The following is a 21,241-nucleotide window of genomic DNA, read 5'->3' on the forward strand; positions in this document are numbered from 1 at the left end:
GTTTAAAAGAGCGATCGGCTATCACTATAGGTCGGAGTTATTTCAAATTTAATGTTTATCTGTTGCTGACAAGGGCAATCCAAGTTTTGTTTAGTATTCATTTATTAATAAACCAAAGGGCTAAAATTAGGAAACAATCTTTATCAAAACTTGTCGAGTTTATAGCCCTGGACCGCAGTCAGATACCGACTCAGCGTCAATGATGTTGTCCAAATGACAAACTTAACCTATCTACTTATATTGCAAGCTTAAAAAGGGTATTAAACTTATTGACATAAAATATTGTCCCACCTCAATATGCAATAGCATCGACTAATAATTCCTCTAAAACTGCCGGAGAAATGAACATGAAGAGACGTACATTTTTAGCTGGGACCGTTTTGGCTGGGGCCACGTTGCTCAGCACTCTGTTGCCGGTAGTGGGAGGAATGTCGACAGCCTCCGCGGCGTCGTTGACCAAAGTCACGTTTATTCAGGAATGGCCGGTGGCCGATGGTTTCTGGATCCCATGGATTTTGGGTAAAGAAAAAGGGTTTTATGCCCAGGAAGGTATCGATCTGGATATTGTGGCCCCGCCGACCGTGGCCGACACCATGAAGTTTCTCGGTACGGGTCGCGCCAATGTCGCCTTTACCACGGTAATGGACATCATATTTGCCAAAGAGCAGGGCGCGCCGGTGCAGGCAATTGGCCGTTACGGTAAAGAGAATAACTGGGGCATTATCAGTCAGCAGGGCAAGCCTTATACAGTGGCGGAGCTAAAAGGAAAAACCGTGGGTATCTATAATGATGCCTGGACCAAGGCGCAGCTGGCGCTGATGCTTAAAAGCGCAGGCCTGACGTTGAATGACGTACAAATGGTGACCGCTGCGGATGATACCGTGCCGCTTTTGCTGCAAAAACGTGTGGACGTGATAACGGGTATCACCAATGCCGAAGGCACTGAGATGACCACGACCGGTAAGCAAAAACCTGAATTCTTGCCGGCTATCGCCCACGGCGTGCCGAATACGCCAATCTTTATGCTGGCAGGCAATCAGCAGTGGCTGAAAGCCAACCCTGAATTAGCTAAGGCCTTTATGCGTGCCACGGTGAAAAGTATTAAATATGCTGTCGATCACCCTGATGAGGGCGTGCAGGCCTTTGCTACCGCCTACAGCAAAGCCTATGACCCGGTCTATATCAAACAGCAGTGGGCGGACACCATCCCACTTCTGGCACCGGCCGACAGTAAATCACTGGCGCAGGAAGCGACAACCTGGCAGAGCCTGCTGACAGCAATTAAAGCCGAAGGCATTGTCAAAGACCCGCTCCCGGCGGACCAGTATTTTACCAATCAGTATCTGCCTTAAGGGGGCTTGATGAGCTCTCCATCTTCTTCTTTGAAACCGGCCTGGGCTTATCGTCCCGGGCCGGACATTGCTTTTCACGCGCCAGCCGGACTGCGTGCTGCCCAGAAGCTGGCTAAGCAGGCTGCAATGGTCGGCGTTAACGCAGCGCGAACCGGAATTAGCGAGACAGAGGTTGAACAGCAGGTGCATGACTACCTGCTAAGCCAGGGCGCACAAGGGATCTGGACCATCACTAATGTCGGATTAGGTGAAAACACACGCGTCTGTTTTCCGACCCAGGGACCCGGTACGCAGCAGGCCGCTGCTCAAGATGTGTTGATGGTTGACGTGCATCCGATCACTGCCGACGGCTCTTGGGGTGACTGTACTCGTTGTGCGGTAATGGGTGATTATCCGGAGGCTGCGCAGGCACTGAAAGACCTGGAACGCATCCATTATGAAACGCTGGCACAGTGTCGGCCGGGAATGCCTGCCAGTGAGTTGTTTGGCCTGTCTCATGAAAGGCTGACGGCAGAAGGCTTTATTCTGTTGGATCTGCTGGGCAACATCGGTCATTCACTGACAGCCGGTGCGGCCTACACTCACGGGTTCATTGATGCCGGAAACACTACGCCGATGTGGGGAGCCTGGGCTATCGAACCCTTTGCACAGCGCGGTGAGGTAGCAGTGAAAGTTGAGGATGTAGTCTGGTTTGGCCGCGATGGCTGCGAGACTCTTTAGCATCAATCACCACCGAGTCGCCAAACTTTGCCAGACCAGAAGGAGATAGAAATTAATGAGTTATCCTAAGCTGTCGCTGCAAAATGTGACACGTCGTTTTGGCAGTATGACTGCGTTGGCGCCTACAGATTTAGTCGTCCAGGAAGGCGAGTTCGTCTGCGTGGTTGGGCCTTCGGGGTGTGGAAAAAGTACCCTTTTTAACCTGATTTCTGGCGTGCTGAAACCAGACTCTGGCACTATTTTGATTGATAATCAGGATGTGACCGGCAGCAGTGGCCACGTTGGTTATATGTTGCAAAAAGACCTGCTGCTGCCGTGGATGACGGTAATCGACAATATCGTACTCGGCGCTATCCTCAAGGGCGGGGCGAGCAAAGCGCAGCGTGCGGCTGGTGTGGCGCTGGCGAAACGCTATGGGTTAGGGGAGTTTATCAACCATTATCCTGCAGCGCTTTCCGGAGGAATGCGTCAACGTGTAGCGCTGATGCGTACTTTGGCCATGCAACACGAAATCATGCTTTTGGACGAACCGTTCGGCGCGCTGGATTCGCAGACACGGCTTTCGATGCAGCAATGGTTGCTGACGGTGTGGTCAGAACAAAAGCGCACAGTGATTTTTGTCACCCATGACATTGACGAGGCAGTGTTTTTGGCCGACCGCGTGGTGGTGATGTCGCCACGGCCGGGGAGGATCCGTGAAATTCTGACGGTAGATATTCCTCGCCCACGGCCTTTGTCTTGCCTGACCAGCCCTGAATTTACTGCCCTGAAAAGGAAAATCCTCGATCTGGTGTTTTTGCAAGACAGCAGCTCTGAACATCACGACACTCAGGAATCTCTTGCCCATGGCTCTTGAAAGTAGTGCGCCATTGGCGCGAAAACTGCTGCTGCCTCTTGGTGGTCCGCTGGCTGCATTAATTTTGGTGCTGATAATTTGGGATTTAGCGGTTCGTATTTATCAGATTCCGGCTTACGTTTTGCCATCACCCGAGCAAACCTGGGACCATATTCTTGACGATTTACCGGTTTTGTTGCAGGGATTCCGCATTACTTTTGTCACCTTTTTAATGGGTTTCATTCTTGGGGCTGGGGCGGGTTTTGTTTTTGCCGTGCTAATGGACGCGACGCCGTGGATCCGCAGCATTCTTTATCCGATCCTGATCGCCAGTCAGGCGGTGCCGGTGATCGCTATAGCGGCGGCATTAACTATCTGGCTAGGGTTTGGACTGGCACCTAAATTGGTGATTGTTGCGCTGGTGGTGTTCTTTCCGGTGGTGGTTAACGTTCTCGACGGGTTGAACTCGGTCGATAAGGACATGCTGAATCTGGTGAAATCGATGGGCGGTTCGCGTTGGAGTATTTTCCGCCACGTTAAACTGCCTGCAACTTACACACCGCTGTTTTCGGCTCTTAAGCTCTCGGCCACCTTTAGCGTAACCGGCGCGGTGATCGGCGAGTGGACCGCTTCAACCAGCGGCGGGTTGGGCGCCTATCTGTTGCAGGCTAACTCGCGCTTAAACACTGCGGGAACCTTCTCGGCGATCGCCTTTTTAGCGCTACTCGGCGTGGTGAGTTTCTTGTTGGTTATTTTGCTGGAATATCTTATGACGCCGTGGCGTTCATCATCGAAGGCAAGGCGTTTTTCGCGGCGTTATTGGCGTGGGTGATTTTTTGATGGCAAAAATATTCTTAATTTTGAGTTCACCAGGTTAAGAGTGATTTGGTTTCAGGGTCAAGGGTCAGCGCTTTGCTTACCGGGCTGTGACCCAGACCACCCGTTGGACTGCCTTACTCGCAGCGAGTAATCCTGCACGAAAAGCAACCTTGCTTTGCGTTGTGAGCCAGGATGAATTCAATCTGCGGCTGTTTAAACATGTTTTTTATACTGGTTTCAATTTCGTAACCTGACGATATTGTGGCTACAACTAGCATGTCATTTATGTCAAAAGCGCGTAATGATATCAGTCGCGTTTGCATTACTTCAGGTAGCGTATTTTTCAACACTGCGGGTTGAATTTTGCCTTCCCAAATAAAGATTGCGTGCGAACCTCGATACGGAGAATGGCTATTTAGATAAAGATGATTAAGCAAAATTGCATTTTCGCCTAGAGGAATATCTCTAAGAGTTATTCTATCGGGATAAGAAGGATATTCGTTTACTTTTATTCTTACTGCTCCACGTTTACTTAGCTCATGATCCGATAATTCATATAAATGCTGAAAATCACTACCGCCTAACCCTTTGATAATAAACATTGTAATTGCCCTCAGTATCATAATAAGTTGCTGCTGGGGACATTCTATTCAGATCAACGATTCCCGAAACTCTGTTTCTTGCGGTTTCATTGATCCAGCTAATCTAGTTTAAATTATTCACCCGTTAGCCAAAGTTGGTTCTATAAAGTCTACCAAAGGCCACCGGTCGGCGGCCTCAATGGAATTTATCGAGAACGATTAAACTATTTCAAAATTTTCAACTGCGCTCGGTCATTAAAGAACCGTCGGTAAGAAAGATAGCCAGCAATTATTGTCGACAGACTGGCAGTGGCCAGCAGCATGAAAGTCACCATAATTTGGTATTTAATCGCCTTCACCGGGTCAATGCCCGCGAAAATCAGACCCGACATCATGCCCGGCAGGCTCACCAATCCAACAGTTTTAGCCGCATCGACAGTGGGGATCATTGCTGAGCGAATACTGTCGCGGATAATCGTACCGCAAGCCAGTTTGCTGCTCGCACCCAGGCTGAGCATTTCAAGAATTTTTTGCTGGTTGTCGGCGAAACGTTGGTTCAAATTGCTATAACAAAGGCCCACAGCCACCATGGCGTTACCGGCAATCATCCCGGAAATGGGGATCACCTGCATCGGTAGAAACTCAATTGAACCGGAAAGGATCAACACTGAAAGTGTCAATGCGGTGCCAATAGCGATGGCGATAAAAGAAATCACAAACCCGTTATCGATATTGCGGCTGCGTTTTTTGGCATTCAGCGCAGCATTAACGCAAATGAAAAGCACCATCAACACGGTCAGCCAGGCATTGTTGACTTCGAAAATGTATTTGAGCACGTATCCGACGATAATCAGCTGCACTATCGCCCGTGCTACGCTCCAAATAATGTCTTTTTCCAGACCTAACTTTTCTTTTTTACTGACCAGCAGGGCGACGACCACTAATACAAGCGCCAGTCCCAGTGATTCATTGGTAATGTTATGCTGATTCACGGGTGTTTTCTCCTGCGGTATCATGCTTTAAGGTGATGACCCGCTGCGCATGGCGGATTTCGTTTGTGTCGTGAGTCACCCAAATTACCGCCAGTCCTTGCTGTTTCACCAGGTCGGCAATAATCGCATTAACGTTCTGCTTGTTGTCTTCATCCAGCGCGCTGGTAATCTCGTCAAGTAACAGTACCTTGGGCAAAAACTGCAAATTTCGAAGTAATGAAACGCGCTGCTTCTCACCGCCCGAGAGTTCTTGCACGTTTTTATTGAGTAAATCGACAGGTAAATTAACGCGCGTTAGCCATTCGGCCATGAGTGATTTGTCGGCTTTTTTCCCACGAATCTCATAGGGCAAAGAAAGATTATCCAATACTGTTTGTCCGAAAAGTACCGGCGTCTGAAAACAGTAGGAAACCTGCTGGCGATAGATTTCGGGTTTCATTTGGGTAATGTCTTGCCCCTCAAAAAAAATCTGTCCCTGGGTAGGATTTTGCAGAGAGGCGACAATTTTGAGCAGGGTACTTTTGCCACTGCCGGAAGGGCCGGTGAGCAGGCAGAACTCACCGGAGTTTAGCTCGAACGAAGTTGGGCGCAGTAAAACTTGCTGGTTAAGGCTAAAGCTCACATTCTGCAAGCGCAGTAAAGTTTTCGGGGATGACATATCAGGCTCGTTATCAATTATTTGCCGATAATGTTACCCGATTGCGATACCAAGTTACCTCTTAAAGTTTTCTTTAAAGAAACCAATTCCTATTAGCCTGCCGAACAGGAAAGGGACAAACGGACGCTGACGCACCCAAAGCTCCATGCCTGAAGGGGCTTTACGTCGAGGCTTTTGACCCGCCTTGCTGATCATGATTTGTAACGATTGCGTGGCCCAAGTCGGGAAGCGCCTGCGGCGTTGAACATGTTTCAAATGCTGCAAGGTCAATTTTCCTTTCAGCAATGCAGGAGTAATAATATTGGCAGTCGCTACGGCATCTTGAATAGCAAGGTTTACCCCAACGCCCCCGATGGGTGACATGGCGTGAGCTGCATCACCGATACACAGCAGGCCGGGTTTAGCCCATTCCTTGAGTCTGTCGATACGAATACTCAGCAGTTTGACTTGCTCCCAATCGGTAATTTCTTGCTGCAATCTCGTTACCTCAAAAGGCGAAATTTCAGCCAGGCTAATGAGAAATGAAGCAAGGCCCTGATGCTGTAGACTTTCGAAGCTGCCTTTGTTTATTGAGTAGCCACATTGCCAGTAATCACCGCGATCGATCATGATAAAGCCTTTTTTCGGCCCGCGGTGGCCGGTGGTCCATTCCGGATCGTCGGCAATCTTACTGACTCTAAGCCACAGCACGTCACGCGGCGCACCGAAGTTCATCACTTCAAGACCGGCTTTTTCCCTGACTATCGAATGACGACCATCGCAGCCCACTACCAGCTCGGACCTAATCTGCTGTTCGCCCTGTGGGGTGATAAATCTAACGCCTTTAACTTGGCTATTCTCTTCAATTAATTCTTTAACGCTGGCCTGCTGAACAAGGGTGAAATTAGGCAGTTGCTGAGCTTTCTCATTGATAAAATTCAAAAAATCCCACTGCGGCATAAAAGCAATAAACTTGCAGCGTGTTGGCAGGCGGCTGAAATCTGCCATTGTTGCCTCTTTGCCGTCAATTTCACCCATCAATTTTTCGGCGCGCTGGTGCGGCAAGGCTAAAAACTCATCGAGATACCCCAGTTGCCAGATAATTTCCAGCGTCGAGGGATGAATGGTATCGCCACGAAAATCGCGCAAAAAGTCTGCATGCTTCTCCAGCACAGTAACGTTCACACCTTTAAGCGCCAACAGATAGCCGAGCATCAGTCCGGCCGGCCCGCCACCAACGATGCAACACGTTGTAGATAAAGGAGAAGGGGTGACGGTTGTGTTCATAGTCACAGGCATTCCTATTTTAGGGTTATTGGCGTTATCGTTTAGCAAAGCGATTTTTGATAATGATAATCATTCGATAAATGTTAAGTGTGGCTACTTTACTCCTCTCCGTCGGCACTTGCCAAGCTTTGCGCATTTACTGTGCATGATGGGGGTATTTTGCACAGCTTAGGCTCGCTAATTAGTGCAAAAATGCTGCAGAAACAAATCTAATTCATATGAAACATGCAGTTATAGAACTGGCAAGGCTTTTGCAAGTATTCAGCAAAGTGGTCCATTGGTTGAGTTGTTGGACCAATTAATCAAGCCGAATATTTTAGAGACAAAGGTGTCTATGGCTAACCTCGATAAAGGTCTGGATTTACTTAAACCTATAGCGCCGCAGCAAAGCGATACCCTGATCCTGGATGCCTTGACCCGTTACGTTGCACAGTCTGGCACACTGGTCGGGCAACGTCTGCCACCAGAAAGAGTATTGGCGGAAGGTTTGGCGGTTAGTCGCAATACTGTGCGAGAGGCACTCAAACGCTGGGAAGCATTGGGTATTATTGTTCGCAAAAAGGGAAGTGGAACGTTTTTACATGCTGAAGTAAATGCAAATGATAGCTTCCTGTCACTGCGTTTCAAAAATGACTCGGCTACCATGTGGCATGCCCTCGAGGTGCGACGCATTATCGAATGCGAGTCTTCTGCACTTGCGGCGATACGTGCAACCACAGAAGACCTTGGCAATATCGAACAAAAACTCGATCAGATGGAAAGGGTTCATCTTCGCCAAGGGTCAGCCGGCGCTGAGGATTGGGCCTTTCATTCGTCAATCTATCAGGCCGCCAACAATCCATTGTTGCTGCAAATGGTCGGCGGCATTATCCATTTACTGCATGCTTTTTTCGAATCACCACCCGAGCAAGCGCTATTTAGCGACTCTTTTCCTCTGCACCGCCTGTTATTTGACGCCATTGTCAGACGCGAGCCTGAAACCGCACGCCGTATCAGCCATGAAATTTTGAATATCACTGAACGCGACATGAAGGAAGTAATCAATGCTGCCAGAAAATAATGAGAATGGTTCACCCAAGTCAGATTTTGGCCCCAACGATTTTAGTGAGCGGACCCGGTTAGTGCACGATGCCCGTCACGATCGTGGCGCAATTTCGCCGCCTATCTATCAATCGTCGCTGTTTAGCTTTACCGATTACGACAGCATGATTTCTCGTTTTCGTGGTGAAAGTGACCATGCTTTGTATTCGAGAGTCGATAATCCTACGGTGGTCGAGCTGCAGAAAAAGGTCGCTGAGCTGGAAGGGGGTGAAGCTTGCCTGGCTTTTGGCAGTGGCATGGCGGCTATCAGCAATGCGATCCTCGGCGTCGTTTTGCCAGGCGATAAAGTGGTATGTATTAATCACGTCTATCCAGACACTTATCGTTTTCTACGTGGTTTCTGTACCCGTTTTAATATTCACGTCGAGTTCGTTGACGGCGGCAGCCTGCAGGCCGTAGAGCAAGCGATAATCGGTGCGAAAATGCTTTACCTTGAAAGCCCTAACAGCTGGGTGATGGGCGAACAAAATCTTAAAGCAATGGCCAAAATGGCCAAACAGGCTGGGGTTATCACGCTGATTGACAACAGCTGGGCTTCACCACTGTTTCAAAAGCCGCTTAACGATGGTATTGACGTGGTGATCCACTCCGCCTCGAAATATATCAGCGGGCACAGCGATGTCGTGGCTGGATTAGTGATTTCGACTCAGGAACGTATCAGCACGATTAGTCGCAATATCAGCCCGTTCCTTGGGGGCAAACTGTCGGCTAACGAAGCCTGGCTATTGCTGCGGGGGTTACGAACACTGCCATTGCGCATGCGCCAGCATCATGAAAGCGCGCTGTCCCTGGCGAAAAAACTGCAAGATTATCCTTATGTCACCAAGGTGAATCATCCGGGTTTACACCCGTTCAGCGATTCCAGTCTCACCGGTTATAGCGGCCTGTTTTCATTCGAACTGCATGATGCAGTTGATATCCCAACTTTCTGTAATCACTTACAGCTGTTTCGAATGGGGGTCAGTTGGGGAGGATTCGAAAGTCTGGTGATGCCGGCAATTTCTGTGCTCAATCAATCCGGCGAATTTAACTCTGCTATCGACTTTGGCGTTGGGCCTCGAGTGATCCGTATCTCTGTGGGCCTGGAAGAGACTGCCGACCTGTGGCGAGATTTGACTCACGCCATCGAATCTGCGCGTTAAGACTCGTTCTGATACTTAATTTCGCCCTGACTTTTGCCGTTTTTTGAGTGGAGAATAACGATTATGCGACACCCGAAATTGACCTTGTTGGCGCTGAGCCTGGCACTTTTTTCAGCCACAAGCTTTGCTGCTACGAAACTAACGCTGGTCGAAGTGATAACCAGTCCGGCCAGGACTGAAATGCTGCAAAAAATGTTAACCGCTTATAAGACCCAGCATCCTGACGTTTCTATCGAGGTCATTTCTTTGCCCTGGGGACAGGCGTTTGAAAAACTTGGCACTATGATCCAGAGTGGCCAAATTCCTGATGTCGTTGAAATGCCTGACACCTGGCAGGGGCTGTATGCCAGCAACGGCATGCTGGTTAATCTCGAGCCTCGGCTAAAAAGCTGGAGCAATACGCCTGAGCTCACGGATAAAGCGTTAACCATGGCGCGTTCTTCCGGCGGGACGGCGACCATGATCCCCTATGGTTTTTATTTGCGTGCCATGTTTTGGAACAAAAAGCTGTTCAAGGAAGCAGGACTGAGCGAAGCGCCAAAAACCATGGACGAATTTATGGCCGATTCGCAGAAAATCAGTGCACTGGGCAACGGCATTACAGGCTACTGCATGCGCGGTGGCGTGGGTGGCACAAATGCCTGGATGATGTTTATGGCGGCAATGAACGGCTCGCCGGAATTCTTTGACAAACAAGGCAATAGCACGCTGACTCAACCAAACGCGGTCAAAGGTGCGCAGTTCCTGGTTGATATGTACAAGAAGGGCTACACCTCAAAAGATAGCGTCAACTGGGGCTTCAACGAAATCGTCTCCAGCTTCTACTCCGGTAAATGCGCAATGCTCGATCAGGACCCCGATGCGCTGATCGCCATTAGGAACAGCATGAATCCAGACGATTTTGCCGTCGCACCTATGCCGGTCGGGCCAAGCGGTAAAGCCTTCCCGACGATAGGTTACACCGGATGGTCGATGTTTAAGCAAAGCAAGAATCAGGATGCCGGGTGGTCGCTCATTTCATTCCTTAGCGATAAAGAAAATAACCTGACCTGGTCCAAGTTTGTTGGCACCTTGCCTATCTATAAGGGCGCCGAACAGGACGCTTACTACCATGCCCCGCAGTTTGCCGGTTGGTTCCAGGAGCTCAACAGCCCTGACTATGTGCCACTGACCATGCCGACTCATCTAAAAGGCTGGGGATATTTTAACTCGGTTATCGTAAAGGAAAGCTCGCAGGAAACGCTTTTGGGTGAAAACGATACCCAAAGCATGGTCGCCGACTGGGCAAAATATCTGACCAAAGAACAAAAATCCTGGCTTGCCGATCAAAATAAGTGATCTGACTGCGACCCCTGCTTTCACAGGCAGGGGCTGCCTCATAATAACGGAGATGCGTCATGATGTTGGAAGCTTCGCCCGCTGTCACTGTTGCCGAGCCGCGCTTTCCTCGATTACGCGCGCTGCTTGAACCTTGGGTTTATTTAACGCCGACTCTGATACTGATCGGCCTGTTTATCTTTGTGCCCATGGCTATCGGCATTTCTTATGCCTTCCAAAATATTCAGCTGCTGAATCCATTTGATACCGGTTGGGTCGGGCTGGATAACTTTCGCACTATGTTTGCCGACAGGCATTTCTATGCGGCATTGCGCCATACTTTCAATTGGACACTGACCTCGCTGGTATTACAGTTTGCATTGGGATTAGGGCTGGCGCTGCTGCTTAATCGTGAGTTCCCGCTGCGACGCTGGGTACAGGCGCTGGTGTTTTTACCTTGGGCAGTGCCGGCTTTTTTGTCTGGACTGACCTGGGCCTGGCTGCTTAATCCAGTGATCGGCATTCTGCCGCATTGGATGGCCAGCCTGCATATCATCAGCCAGCCTTATAATATTCTTTCCGACCCTCAGTTGGCGCTGTACGGGCCAGTGTTGGCCAATGTCTGGTTTGGAATCCCCTTTTTTGCCATCACGCTGCTGGCTGCCTTGCAGTCAATTCCCAAGGATTTGTATGAGGCAGCGTCGATGGACGGTGCCAGCGGCTGGCAACAGTTCAGGAAAGTGACCTTGCCGTTTCTGGCACCGATGATCGCTATCACTGTGATGCTGCGCACTATCTGGATTGCTAACTTTGCCGATTTGATTGTGGTAATGACGGACGGCGGCCCGGCGAATTCAACCTCGATACTGTCGAGTTTTATCTTCACTACCGCCTATCGAAAGCTGGATTTTGGCTACGCCTCGGCAATGGCGGTTTTCCTGCTGGTGTTAATGACACTTTATGCGCTAGTGCTGCTGCGCATTCGCCATCAGCTTTTGAAATAGGAGCGCGACCATGAACCTATTATTAAGAAAGGGCGGTCATCGGTTGGGCATTTTGCTCTATCTGTTGTTTGCGCTGTTTCCTGTCTACTGGCTGATCAAAATTTCGGTCACACCGGACAAACTCTTGTACAGCGAGGGGGTCAGAATGTGGCCCAGCCAGCTGACGTTGGTGCATTTTCAACGCGTGTTTAGCGAAAGCGACTTTCCGCTTTATTTCTTTAACAGCATGGTGGTTTCACTCGGTACAGCGGCATTATCGACGCTGATTGCCGCCGCAGCGGGTTTCGCTTTTTCGCGTTTCAGCTTTCGCGGCAAAACTGTAATGGCGGCATTGCTGTTATTCACTCAGATGTTCCCGCTAGTGATGATACTGGCTCCTATCTATAAGGTCATGGCGCCGCTTGGCTTAACCAACAGCCTGCTGGGGTTGATCCTGATTTATACCGCCTTCAACGTGCCGTTTGCGACATTTTTGATGCAGTCGTTTTTTGACAGTATTCCGAAAGATCTCGAGGAGTCGGCGATGCTGGAGGGATGCAGCCGATTTATGGCGCTGCGCAAGGTTATTGTGCCTCTGACTTTACCGGGCATGGCGGCAACGCTAGGTTTTGTTTTTACTTCGGCCTGGAGCGAATTGCTGTTTTCGCTAATGCTGATTAACAAAAACGAAGTGATGACTTTCCCTGTTGGGTTATTGAGTTTTGTTTCGAAATTTGCCGTTTCCTGGGGAGACATGATGGCTGCAGCCGTCATGGCGCTGATCCCCGCCTGTGTTTTCTTTGCGTTTATACAACGTTATTTAGTGCAGGGCTTAACCGCCGGTGCAGTGAAAGGATGATCTCATGGCTCAAATAAAAATTACCGATCTTCAAAAACGTTACGATAACGTCGAGGTGCTGCGCCATATCAATTTGACAATCCATGATGGCGAATTTGTGGTGCTGGTGGGGCCTTCAGGCTGCGGTAAATCGACCCTGCTGCGCACCATTGCCGGACTGGAAACCGCGAGCTCCGGCGATATCCATATTGGTAGCCGCCTGATGAATCAGGTTGCGCCTAAGGATCGAGACATCTCGATGGTGTTTCAAAGCTACGCGTTGTACCCGCATATGACCGTGGCGCGTAATATGGGGTTCAGTCTCGAGGTGCAAAAAAGGCCTAAGGCAGAGATTGACGCTGCGGTGAACAAAGCCGCCGAAATCCTCGGGCTGACGGCGTTGCTACAGCGGCGGCCCAAGGAGCTTTCGGGAGGGCAAAGACAGCGAGTAGCTATGGGGCGCGCTATTGTTCGAGAGCCTCAGGTGTTTTTGTTTGATGAGCCATTATCGAATCTTGATGCCCAGCTGCGCGGACAGATGCGTATCGAAATCAAAAGCCTGCATCAGCGAATGAAAAACACCATTGTTTACGTGACTCACGATCAGGTCGAAGCCATGACGTTAGCGGATCGAATCGTGGTATTAAACCACGGGCTGATACAACAGGTGGGCACGCCGCTGGAACTTTACGACACACCGGCCAATCGTTTTGTCGCCAGCTTTATCGGATCGCCAGCAATGAATTTCATCGACGGAAAACTTGAGCGCCATGAAAAGGGCTGCGGAGTGCGGATCAATACCCAGTTGTTGTTGCCAGTGGATGAGCAGTACGGGCATTTAGCTGCGGGACGCGATGTCACCTACGGTATTCGCCCCGAGGCGCTGGAACTTTGCCAGCACAACGAACCGGGCGCGCTGCCGCTAGACATAACGCTTATTGAACCCACCGGCCTTAGCGAACTGATCCACGGCAAAATTGCCGGTGAGGCGGTGAGTGTTTATAGCATGGTGCGATCGGGGGCAGGACCCGGCGGCAGAGTGTGGGTGCGATTAGATGCTTCTCGTATGCAGTTGTTTGATCGTGACAGTCAACAGAGGATTATCAAAACGGGAGAACGTGCCAACGATCGCGCAGCCTGACTTTCAATCGAAATAAGCGCATAAAAAAACCTGCAGGCCTTAACCGGCAGGTTTTTTATTGCTGCTATCTATCGTCGAGGATTAGGCTGCAGGCTTGGCTATTACATTGCGGTTTTCCATACGGACTTCAGCAATGTTCACGTCAATAATATCGCTCTGACGGTAGGCTTCTTCGCCTTTGATAAGCACCGTGCCGGTGTCCACGCTGCAAACCAGTTCATCACGAACCGCGTGCAGGAACGGAGCCGGGATAAAGGCAACCGCGCCGATATCTTGCAGACGAACGCGCAGACCACCGCGAGTTACATCGATAATCTCGGCGCTGAACTTAACGTCAGTGCCCACTTTATCTTCGAGATAGCGGGCATACAGCCAATCACCCACATCACGTTCGGCCATGCGGCCAAGACGGCGGCGTTCAGCCAGCTGAACCGTCATGTCGTCGTGCGGCTTCTCGGCATTCTGGTTAGTTATCATCGCTTTAAGCAGGCGATGGTTGACCATGTCACCGTATTTACGAATCGGTGACGTCCAGGTGGCGTAAGCTTCCAGTCCAAGACCAAAGTGCGGGCCAGGAACAGTGCTGATTTCAGCAAAGGTCTGGAAACGACGAATACGGCTGTCGAGGAACTGAGTTGGCATCGCGTCTAGCTTGCGGCGCAATGCACAAAAGCCCGGCAGCGTCAGCAGTGTTTCGCCATCGGCTTCAACCTCGTTGGCTTGCAGAACTGCAACGGCGTTTTCTACCAGCAGCGGGTCGAAGCCATTGTGTACGTTGTACACGCCAAAACCAAGGTTATCGCGCAGGGCAATCGCGGCACAGACGTTCGCGGCAATCATGCACTCTTCAACGATGCGGTTGGCGATACGGCGGTGCTCGGCAATAATTTCCAGTACGTTGCCTTTCTCACCAAGCACGAAGCGGAAGTCAGGGCGATCTTTGAACACTAACGCGTTCTCGGTGCGCCATCCGCTGCGAAGGTCGCAAACGCGTTTCAGCAGGCGAATTTGTTCAGCGATGGTGTCGTTTTGCGGCTGCCAATCGCCAGTATCTTCCAGCCAGTCGGAAACTTCGTCATAAACCAGTTTGGCATTCGACTCGATCCACGCGGCATAGAAACGAATATCATCACCCAGCGCGCCGTCAGCAGACAAAGTCACGCTGCAAGCAAGCACAGGGCGACGTTCGTTTGGCAACAGAGAACACAGGTTGTCAGACAGCTCGCGGGGCAGCATCGGGATATTGAAGCCCGGAAGGTAGTTGGTGAAAGCGCGTTTACGAGCCAGGTTGTCGGCATCACTGCCTTCAGTCACATAAGCCGTTGGGTCGGCAATCGCGATGTTCAACTGCAGCGTGCCATCACCGTTATCTTTAACATAGAGCGCATCGTCCATGTCTTTGGTGCTGGCGCTGTCGATGGTTACGAAAGGCAGGGCGGTCAGGTCTTCACGCGTAAGGCCTTGTTCCAAAAGCTCTGTTACGTCAAATTGTGGAGCTTCACGATCCAGGTTATGGCGTGCCAGCGTAACCCACCACGGAGCCAGGTCGTCGCTGCCAGTGGTTATCCACTCTGTCAGCTCAGCCTGAAAGCCGCGATCGCCTTCTTTTAACGGGTGGCGACGCATTTCAGCCACACACCAGTCACCCTCGTTAACTTCATGATTGAAGTTACGACCGGTGCGACACTGGATAGCCTCACGCAGTAATGGATGGTCAGGCATGATGGAAAGACGATCGTCTTTTTTAATCACGCGGCCGACAAAACGGCTCAGGAAAGGTTCGACCAGCGTTTCCGGCTGAACGATTTCCCGCTCTTTTTCTGTCTGTACCGAGGCAATAACACGGTCGCCATGCATGACTTTTTTCATGTACGGCGGCGGAATGAAATAGCTCTTTTGACCGTCTACTTCAAGAAAGCCAAAGCCTTTCTCAGTACCTTTTACGATGCCTTCGACACGTGGCGTCTGAGAGTGAAGTTGCTGTTTTAGCTGTGCGAGCAGCGGGTTATCTTGAAACATATCGTCCAGAGAATGAGGTTAGAGTTGTTCGATTAGCGGCAGACAGTTTTACGCGAATCAGCCACTGTGGGCAAGCAGCATCTGTCTATTTTGGCTTTATTAAGAGCGTCTAAATGAGAGCCTCCCCGAATCATGGGCTGATAATTAATCGTTGAGCGCAATATGATAGCGCGGAAAAAAATCAGCGTTTAAAAACACCTCACTTAAATCCAGAAATATCACATTCCCATGTGAGGTATGAACCATGCCTTTAGTGAATCCCCAAAATGCTGTTTGTGTTACAGGCAAGTCTGAAAACGGGCTTGTTGACGCGTTATCTTTCTACAACCAATTCACGCAGTTTATCGACGAGGTTAGAAATGCCCCGGTAAGGCTGCTTTCAATATGTGGCGTGAATAATATTTACGGCATGAATCATGTCAGTTTAACGATTGCACAAGTGCTGAATGCATCCCGGCACGGGATTGAGCAACTTATTAAATGCTACATCCCTGTTAATGTTGATGAGAAGCGCCTGGCAACGGTTCTCGACAAGTCGAAAGCACAGCTTGTTTTGCAAATTGCGGAAAATAAACAGCTGCTGGAGCAATTATATACCCCATCACCTTTCCCCCCTCCTGAAAGCCAACCACAGAGGATGGAACTTGAAGTCTCCAAATTGCTGGCGTTTGCAGGATTGTCGTCGATGGGGATTCCTGCCGAGGTAAACCCTTGGGTACTCAATGAGTTAATAAAAATATTAGGCCGAGCCGGAGCATTGACCTCTGATGCGACAAGTCAACGCGACAAGCTAATTCTGCAATTTTTATCCTCGCAGTGTGATGGGCGTTATCTTACCGGCGAGTGGTTGATAAGTTTGCTATTACCTTTCGTAAAACACGTCGATCTACTTCAAGCCGGATTGGGCACGGCGTTGTACCATATAGGCACCTGCAACCCAGTGCTGATATTGTTTCCTTGTGGCAGTAAATATCCCCCGCTCTTGGCATCCACAGCCGAATCAATCCAACAACCGATTACTGATGACTATCTTGCCGATTCGCTATCGATAACACTGCCGGGCACAACTCTTTACTATGGTTTATCGTTTCCGAAAAATGGCGTGCCTTTGCAAGATGTTCATTATTGGATTTCACCAAACTCTTGCGCGGCGTTTAAAGGATTTTACCGCCAGTTACCGCAGGGACATTGCCCAGAACCCCAGCAGAAAAATGGCACCGGTATGGTTAAAAGTTTTGCGGGTGCCAGTGGCTGGGGGCGAGTTTTCCCCGAGACTCATCAAGTCGTTTACATCCTTAATACCGGTTTGCGCGGTATCGCGATAGAGACTCGTGAGCAAGCAGTGGGGCATTTTCCTGACTTTTCGATTGACCCGACACGGGTGAAAATTGACGCATTATCGATACCCTTTGCCAGGGCGATGAAGGGATGGGCAGTTGCACCAGACTGCGTTTTGACGCCGTCAAACCACGACGAGGCCGTTATCGAAAACAATAATCCGCCGCAGACATTGACTGAAACGCTTAGGAAAGGGCTGATTGATATTGATGGCATGATGAGTTTGTTTCGCACGGTAAATGGCGAGCCTACAGTGCTAAAAACAACATTTGACTGGCGAGCGCGTAAGCCAAGAAGCGAGCAGGTAGAGAAAACAAAACTCAATCGTAATCCCAATATTGAACAAATATTTCCTGATGAGTATACCTACGACGCGATTACTCGTCGTTATCAGCCACTATTTGACGAAAACAAACCCGGCTTTACGATGATAAGGCTGGTGGAAAAAATGCTCGATGAAAACACCCGTTCTTATTTGCTAAGCGATGAGATAATAAATATCCCGTTATCGATAAGCCATTATTATTTCTGTGCCAGTCTAGACATGAGCCAACAGTCACGGGCATTAATAGTCAATGGCTTTGTAAAATACATACTCTATTTGTTAAAGGTTGAACGTGTTTTTGATACGAAAGATTTTACGGAGATTTATTCTTTACTTAATAGCTTTCATCCGCTCGACCTCTCTCTGGCTGGTAAGTTGGGGCGTTTTATAAAAGTAGATTCAGGCAGCGAATATATTGATCTTCATATGATAAGAATAATCGCCAAGTTGGCGTTCCCTTTTAATTCAGTAGTGGGTATGGGGCATTACACTCACGAAATGCATGGTTGGAAATTAATGTTGGGTTTGTTACTGGAGCAATATTTTCCGGAAAACAGTAGGGGGAGGCCACTTGAAAAAATGAATGAGTTTATATTCATCATAACGAGTAGTTCGGTAACCACCGTTGACAGGCAGAGATTTATGCGATTGCTAACTCATCCTCCAATTTGCTTTCTAATAGAGCTCATGGGGCTGGACATTTTACATGAAAGATTAATTGGTGATAACAATGAAGAAATTATCAAAATACTGTCTGAGTTTAATAAGGCAGCTACTGAGCGTTATAAATTCTTGGCCGTTAGTAGCTATACCGTAGTGGACCAACTCTATGCTTTTTATAAAAATGACAACCAGTTATCAAAAATTCAACGAGTGGAGATTATAAGACAATCGCTGATTACTGCTGTTGAGCTAACGTTGCAATTTATTATGAAAAACTGGTTTTATCAATCGAGTATAAAAAAGGTCAAGCTTTACGTGCAGAGCATTTACTATACTTGCTGGGTAAAGGGAGTATCCCGAAGAATAAAAAACAACGATATTTATCAGGGAGGAGTGGTTGCTTTTGAGTTTAATAAAAATAAATATTTTTTCTATATTGATGACTCTGCAGAGTGTTCTTATTTGGGATTAAATGAAGAGGACGCTAAAAGGTCACTGCTTGATAATAAAATATTTTTTAAAAAAGATGATATCAAACAGATTTTTTTAGAGAAGACAGGACATGATTTTAGTGAAATCGACGGTGGTATAACACTTTTACTCAATGATATAGATACTTTTACCCTCGATAGCGACTTTACACCGGCAGCCGTTAGCTTTGTTGATCAAATAGCGCTGAGTACCCCGAGGAAAAATAAGCTGGTGGGCAACACGTTCTTCACAAGAATGCAAGATTGGTACAATGAGCTGTCTGCTGCCTCTTTTATTCCGCTTTGGGGATGTTACGAAGGGCTTGGCAATCCACAGCTTGATAAAATAGAAAAGTTTGTTGGTTGTAGTGTAGAAGTTCCCACATTGTCATTGCTGGCACATAAAAGTGTCGAGTTAATAAAAACAGTTAAGAGCACGCTCTATTTTAGGCCGCAAGACCTGTTCTCTGATTTGACGCAAACAACGAGCTCTTCGCGAACACTGCTTATTTCTCCAGGCAAGAGGATCATTTTATCCACAGAAGCGCCAATCGAATTACCTGGAATAAGGGGAGAAACGTCAGCTTCGCGAATGATCGCCTGTTTTCACGGATCGAGCGTTGAATCTTTCAGCAGCTATTCCTCTTCCAGCGATTCAGTATATTATTTTGGAAGAACCGGCCCAGTATTAATGGATAACCCTGCTTCGCCAGTCCGTGCATTGGAAAGCTCTGCGAGCATGAGCGACTTATCAAGCTCGTATGAGAGTCTTGCGGGGCGTATTACGATGAACAGGCTTGAAGAATATCCTAATGAGAATGAAATTTTTGATCAAGAAGAAGATATTAAACAGTTTCTCGATATGATGAAGGGGCGCATCAGAGACAGGCAAAAGCAGTCAATACATGCAACAGTGAACATTCTTGGAGAAACGGCAAATGAACTGTTAGCCAATATTCCTCATCTGGTTACCACACAAAGTGGAGCTAAAGCGGTAGCCTATTCTATTATGGTGATTGCCATCATTGAGGTTTTTAAAACTGCCATTCTCGCACTATATAATGAAGCTAAACATGGTGGATATCAAGATACTAATATTATTGATTTCAAGCTCAAATTTGTTGATAAAATAAAGCTTCAATTGGAAATGCACCAAAATGGCAAGGATAAAGCCTCTACTGTTACACATAATATATCCCTTTCAGCAGAAGAAGCTCGAAAAGTAAGGAGGAATGGTCTAATAAGTTTACCAAAAGAAGAAAAAATAAATACCAATGTACTTAGAAAACAAACACGCTTGGCGATAGACTTTAATAAAATCGTTATGAATAGTCTGCTGAAAGGGTTGCCGTTTCCAAGCCGCAAGATGCCTCCTCTCTCATTAGCTCGAGAGTTGACAGTTGAACGACCTGCTGTTGCTGTAAATTACTTTAGGACTCTATCTCTGGAGAGTAATGATTTTCTAGACTTGCTTATTTTCAAACATGAACTTAATGATGATCTGAAAAATACCACAGTACGCTGTGGGCCGGTGGAGTCGAATGCTCAATATAATTTAGCTGATGAGTCGTCGGGAGATATAGCCGAAAATTTACCCCTTATTGAGGCGATTAATAAGTATAAAAATAAAAGCATAAAAATAGTTTACCCTGACGCTATTGACAGGCAAATTCAGTGTTTAATTGAAATATATCGTAATGCTACCGTTGCTGATTATGTAAATGAATACAATAGGGTGCATCGAATGCAGTTTTTAAGGTTGATGAATAATGAGTATTTGAATTTTAGCATAGAGAATCTGCGCTATTATCTTGAGGATTTCAAAAGCATTAACATTAATTTTCTAGAGGTTACGCTGGTTGGTCTTTCTCCTTTTAATGTTACCATCATGACGTTGGCAGAGTTGTTTTTAAAGATGCAGGAAGATGTTTTATGGCTAAGAAAAAACAAGCTATTAATGTTTTCCTCAGAAACGCCGGCTGATGTTTGTATTTTACTGCATCAATATTTTAATGCTTCAGTAGAGCAGAGACTGGCCGAAAGGGCTACCAATATTGAGCAAAATACTTTTTCAGGGTTGGGTATCGACAGGGTGAAATCCCTGGTTACGCCATACTTCACGTTACCCGCCGAGCTGTTTTTTAACAGTCGTATGATCCGTTATGGTTTCGCGCGTCAGGATTTTCTACAACCGGTATTTAGCTATGTAATTAATAATCAGCTTATTAGCGTCACCTTAATGGATGTGCTTAGCGGGCGTTTGAACGTTGATCTTAATCAGCATTACTTGCTCGAACATAATAAAATGCTTAAAAATGAAATTCAAAATTATGTGAATGCGTCTGAATCAATGAGGCGGGAAGAAAGAAAGCGTATTGAATTATATTACACAATCTATCGTCGTGATGAGGTTTATTTAACGCAGACTGATGAGTTTATTCACAGAATAGCAGGAAGATATCATGCGCAAGAAATGATAACGCCAATAACGCAAGTTGAAATTATCGATCTACACGGTAGTAAAATCACCTCTTTACTACAAGCTTTGGACGATAGAACGGATAACAGCATCATAAGTTATCCGCTTGGCTGGCCCGGAGAAGCTGCGAATGAGTTCGATGTTTATCGCCGCATTCGCTATGGCAATCTTACGCCGTATATTCCCTGACTCACAGAGTAGG

16 protein-coding genes are annotated in these 21,241 nt (G+C 47.9%); 11 read left to right on the forward strand and 5 right to left on the reverse strand.

What is annotated here, in order from left to right; translation table 11 throughout:
- Window positions 1-347: 347 nt before the first annotated feature.
- Genes SPM24T3_RS22030 through SPM24T3_RS22045 form a run of 4 tightly spaced genes read left to right on the forward strand, consistent with a single transcriptional unit; the run spans window position 348 to window position 3,739 of the window.
- Complete coding sequence (locus SPM24T3_RS22030) at window positions 348-1,352, forward strand: ABC transporter substrate-binding protein (protein ID WP_009639046.1); 1,005 nt, start codon at window positions 348-350, stop codon at window positions 1,350-1,352.
- Between the two features lie 9 nt (window positions 1,353-1,361).
- Entirely contained in the window at window positions 1,362-2,072 is a 711-nt protein-coding gene (locus SPM24T3_RS22035) for a Xaa-Pro peptidase family protein (protein WP_009639047.1), read from the forward strand.
- 55 nt (window positions 2,073-2,127) lie between these two features.
- Window positions 2,128-2,928 carry an ABC transporter ATP-binding protein gene (locus tag SPM24T3_RS22040; protein WP_009639048.1) on the forward strand — a complete coding sequence of 267 codons (801 nt, stop codon included), beginning with the start codon at window positions 2,128-2,130 and terminating at the stop codon, window positions 2,926-2,928.
- A complete protein-coding gene (locus SPM24T3_RS22045) occupies window positions 2,918-3,739 on the forward strand; it encodes an ABC transporter permease (protein WP_009639049.1) in 822 nt (273 codons plus the stop codon). Before SPM24T3_RS22040 ends, SPM24T3_RS22045 begins: the two co-directional genes overlap by 11 nt.
- A gap of 121 nt (window positions 3,740-3,860) precedes the next feature.
- Here the strand turns inward: SPM24T3_RS22045 and SPM24T3_RS22050 are convergent, their stop codons facing one another.
- The 4 genes from SPM24T3_RS22050 to SPM24T3_RS22065 form a co-directional block, all read right to left on the reverse strand.
- On the reverse strand, window positions 3,861-4,328 hold the full coding sequence (locus SPM24T3_RS22050) for a DUF1203 domain-containing protein (RefSeq protein WP_037379502.1): 468 nt from the start codon (window positions 4,326-4,328) through the stop codon (window positions 3,861-3,863).
- A 203-nt stretch (window positions 4,329-4,531) separates the two neighbouring features.
- Window positions 4,532-5,299: an iron export ABC transporter permease subunit FetB gene (fetB, locus tag SPM24T3_RS22055; protein WP_009639051.1), complete on the reverse strand. Its 768-nt coding sequence runs from the start codon at window positions 5,297-5,299 to the stop codon at window positions 4,532-4,534.
- Complete coding sequence (gene fetA, locus SPM24T3_RS22060) at window positions 5,286-5,957, reverse strand: iron ABC transporter ATP-binding protein FetA (protein WP_009639052.1); 672 nt, start codon at window positions 5,955-5,957, stop codon at window positions 5,286-5,288. The genes fetB and fetA overlap by 14 nt, the downstream gene beginning before the upstream one ends.
- Before the next feature lie 54 nt (window positions 5,958-6,011).
- Window positions 6,012-7,223, reverse strand: a complete 1,212-nt coding sequence (locus tag SPM24T3_RS22065; RefSeq protein WP_009639053.1) for an FAD-dependent oxidoreductase — start codon at window positions 7,221-7,223, stop codon at window positions 6,012-6,014.
- 334 nt (window positions 7,224-7,557) lie between these two features.
- Between SPM24T3_RS22065 and SPM24T3_RS22070 the strand changes: the two genes are divergently transcribed.
- The 6 genes from SPM24T3_RS22070 (at window position 7,558) to SPM24T3_RS22095 (ending at window position 13,745) form a co-directional block, all read left to right on the forward strand.
- The gene (locus SPM24T3_RS22070) at window positions 7,558-8,283 is read left to right on the forward strand and encodes a FadR/GntR family transcriptional regulator (protein WP_009639054.1); all 726 of its coding nucleotides are present in this window, start codon (window positions 7,558-7,560) and stop codon (window positions 8,281-8,283) included.
- Window positions 8,267-9,466, forward strand: a complete 1,200-nt coding sequence (locus SPM24T3_RS22075) for a PLP-dependent transferase (protein ID WP_009639055.1) — start codon at window positions 8,267-8,269, stop codon at window positions 9,464-9,466. Before SPM24T3_RS22070 ends, SPM24T3_RS22075 begins: the two co-directional genes overlap by 17 nt.
- A 63-nt stretch (window positions 9,467-9,529) precedes the next feature.
- Window positions 9,530-10,804, forward strand: coding sequence for a sugar ABC transporter substrate-binding protein (locus tag SPM24T3_RS22080; protein WP_009639056.1), 1,275 nt, complete (start codon window positions 9,530-9,532; stop codon window positions 10,802-10,804).
- A 59-nt stretch (window positions 10,805-10,863) separates the two neighbouring features.
- Window positions 10,864-11,787: a carbohydrate ABC transporter permease gene (locus tag SPM24T3_RS22085; RefSeq protein WP_009639057.1), complete on the forward strand. Its 924-nt coding sequence runs from the start codon at window positions 10,864-10,866 to the stop codon at window positions 11,785-11,787.
- A 10-nt stretch (window positions 11,788-11,797) separates the two neighbouring features.
- Complete coding sequence (locus tag SPM24T3_RS22090; protein WP_009639058.1) at window positions 11,798-12,625, forward strand: carbohydrate ABC transporter permease; 828 nt, start codon at window positions 11,798-11,800, stop codon at window positions 12,623-12,625.
- 4 nt (window positions 12,626-12,629) lie between these two features.
- Complete coding sequence (locus SPM24T3_RS22095; protein ID WP_009639059.1) at window positions 12,630-13,745, forward strand: ABC transporter ATP-binding protein; 1,116 nt, start codon at window positions 12,630-12,632, stop codon at window positions 13,743-13,745.
- Window positions 13,746-13,826: 81 nt separating this feature from the next.
- Here the strand turns inward: SPM24T3_RS22095 and SPM24T3_RS22100 are convergent, their stop codons facing one another.
- Entirely contained in the window at window positions 13,827-15,764 is a 1,938-nt protein-coding gene (locus tag SPM24T3_RS22100; protein WP_009639060.1) for an exoribonuclease II, read from the reverse strand.
- A 244-nt stretch (window positions 15,765-16,008) separates the two neighbouring features.
- Between SPM24T3_RS22100 and SPM24T3_RS22105 the strand changes: the two genes are divergently transcribed.
- Window positions 16,009-21,228, forward strand: coding sequence for a hypothetical protein (locus SPM24T3_RS22105; protein WP_009639061.1), 5,220 nt, complete (start codon window positions 16,009-16,011; stop codon window positions 21,226-21,228).
- The last annotated feature ends 13 nt before the right edge of the window (window positions 21,229-21,241 follow it).

Origin of the sequence: Serratia sp. M24T3 (genome assembly GCF_000257645.1) — a bacterium.
In the GTDB taxonomy this organism is placed as follows: Bacteria; Pseudomonadota; Gammaproteobacteria; order Enterobacterales; family Enterobacteriaceae; genus Rouxiella.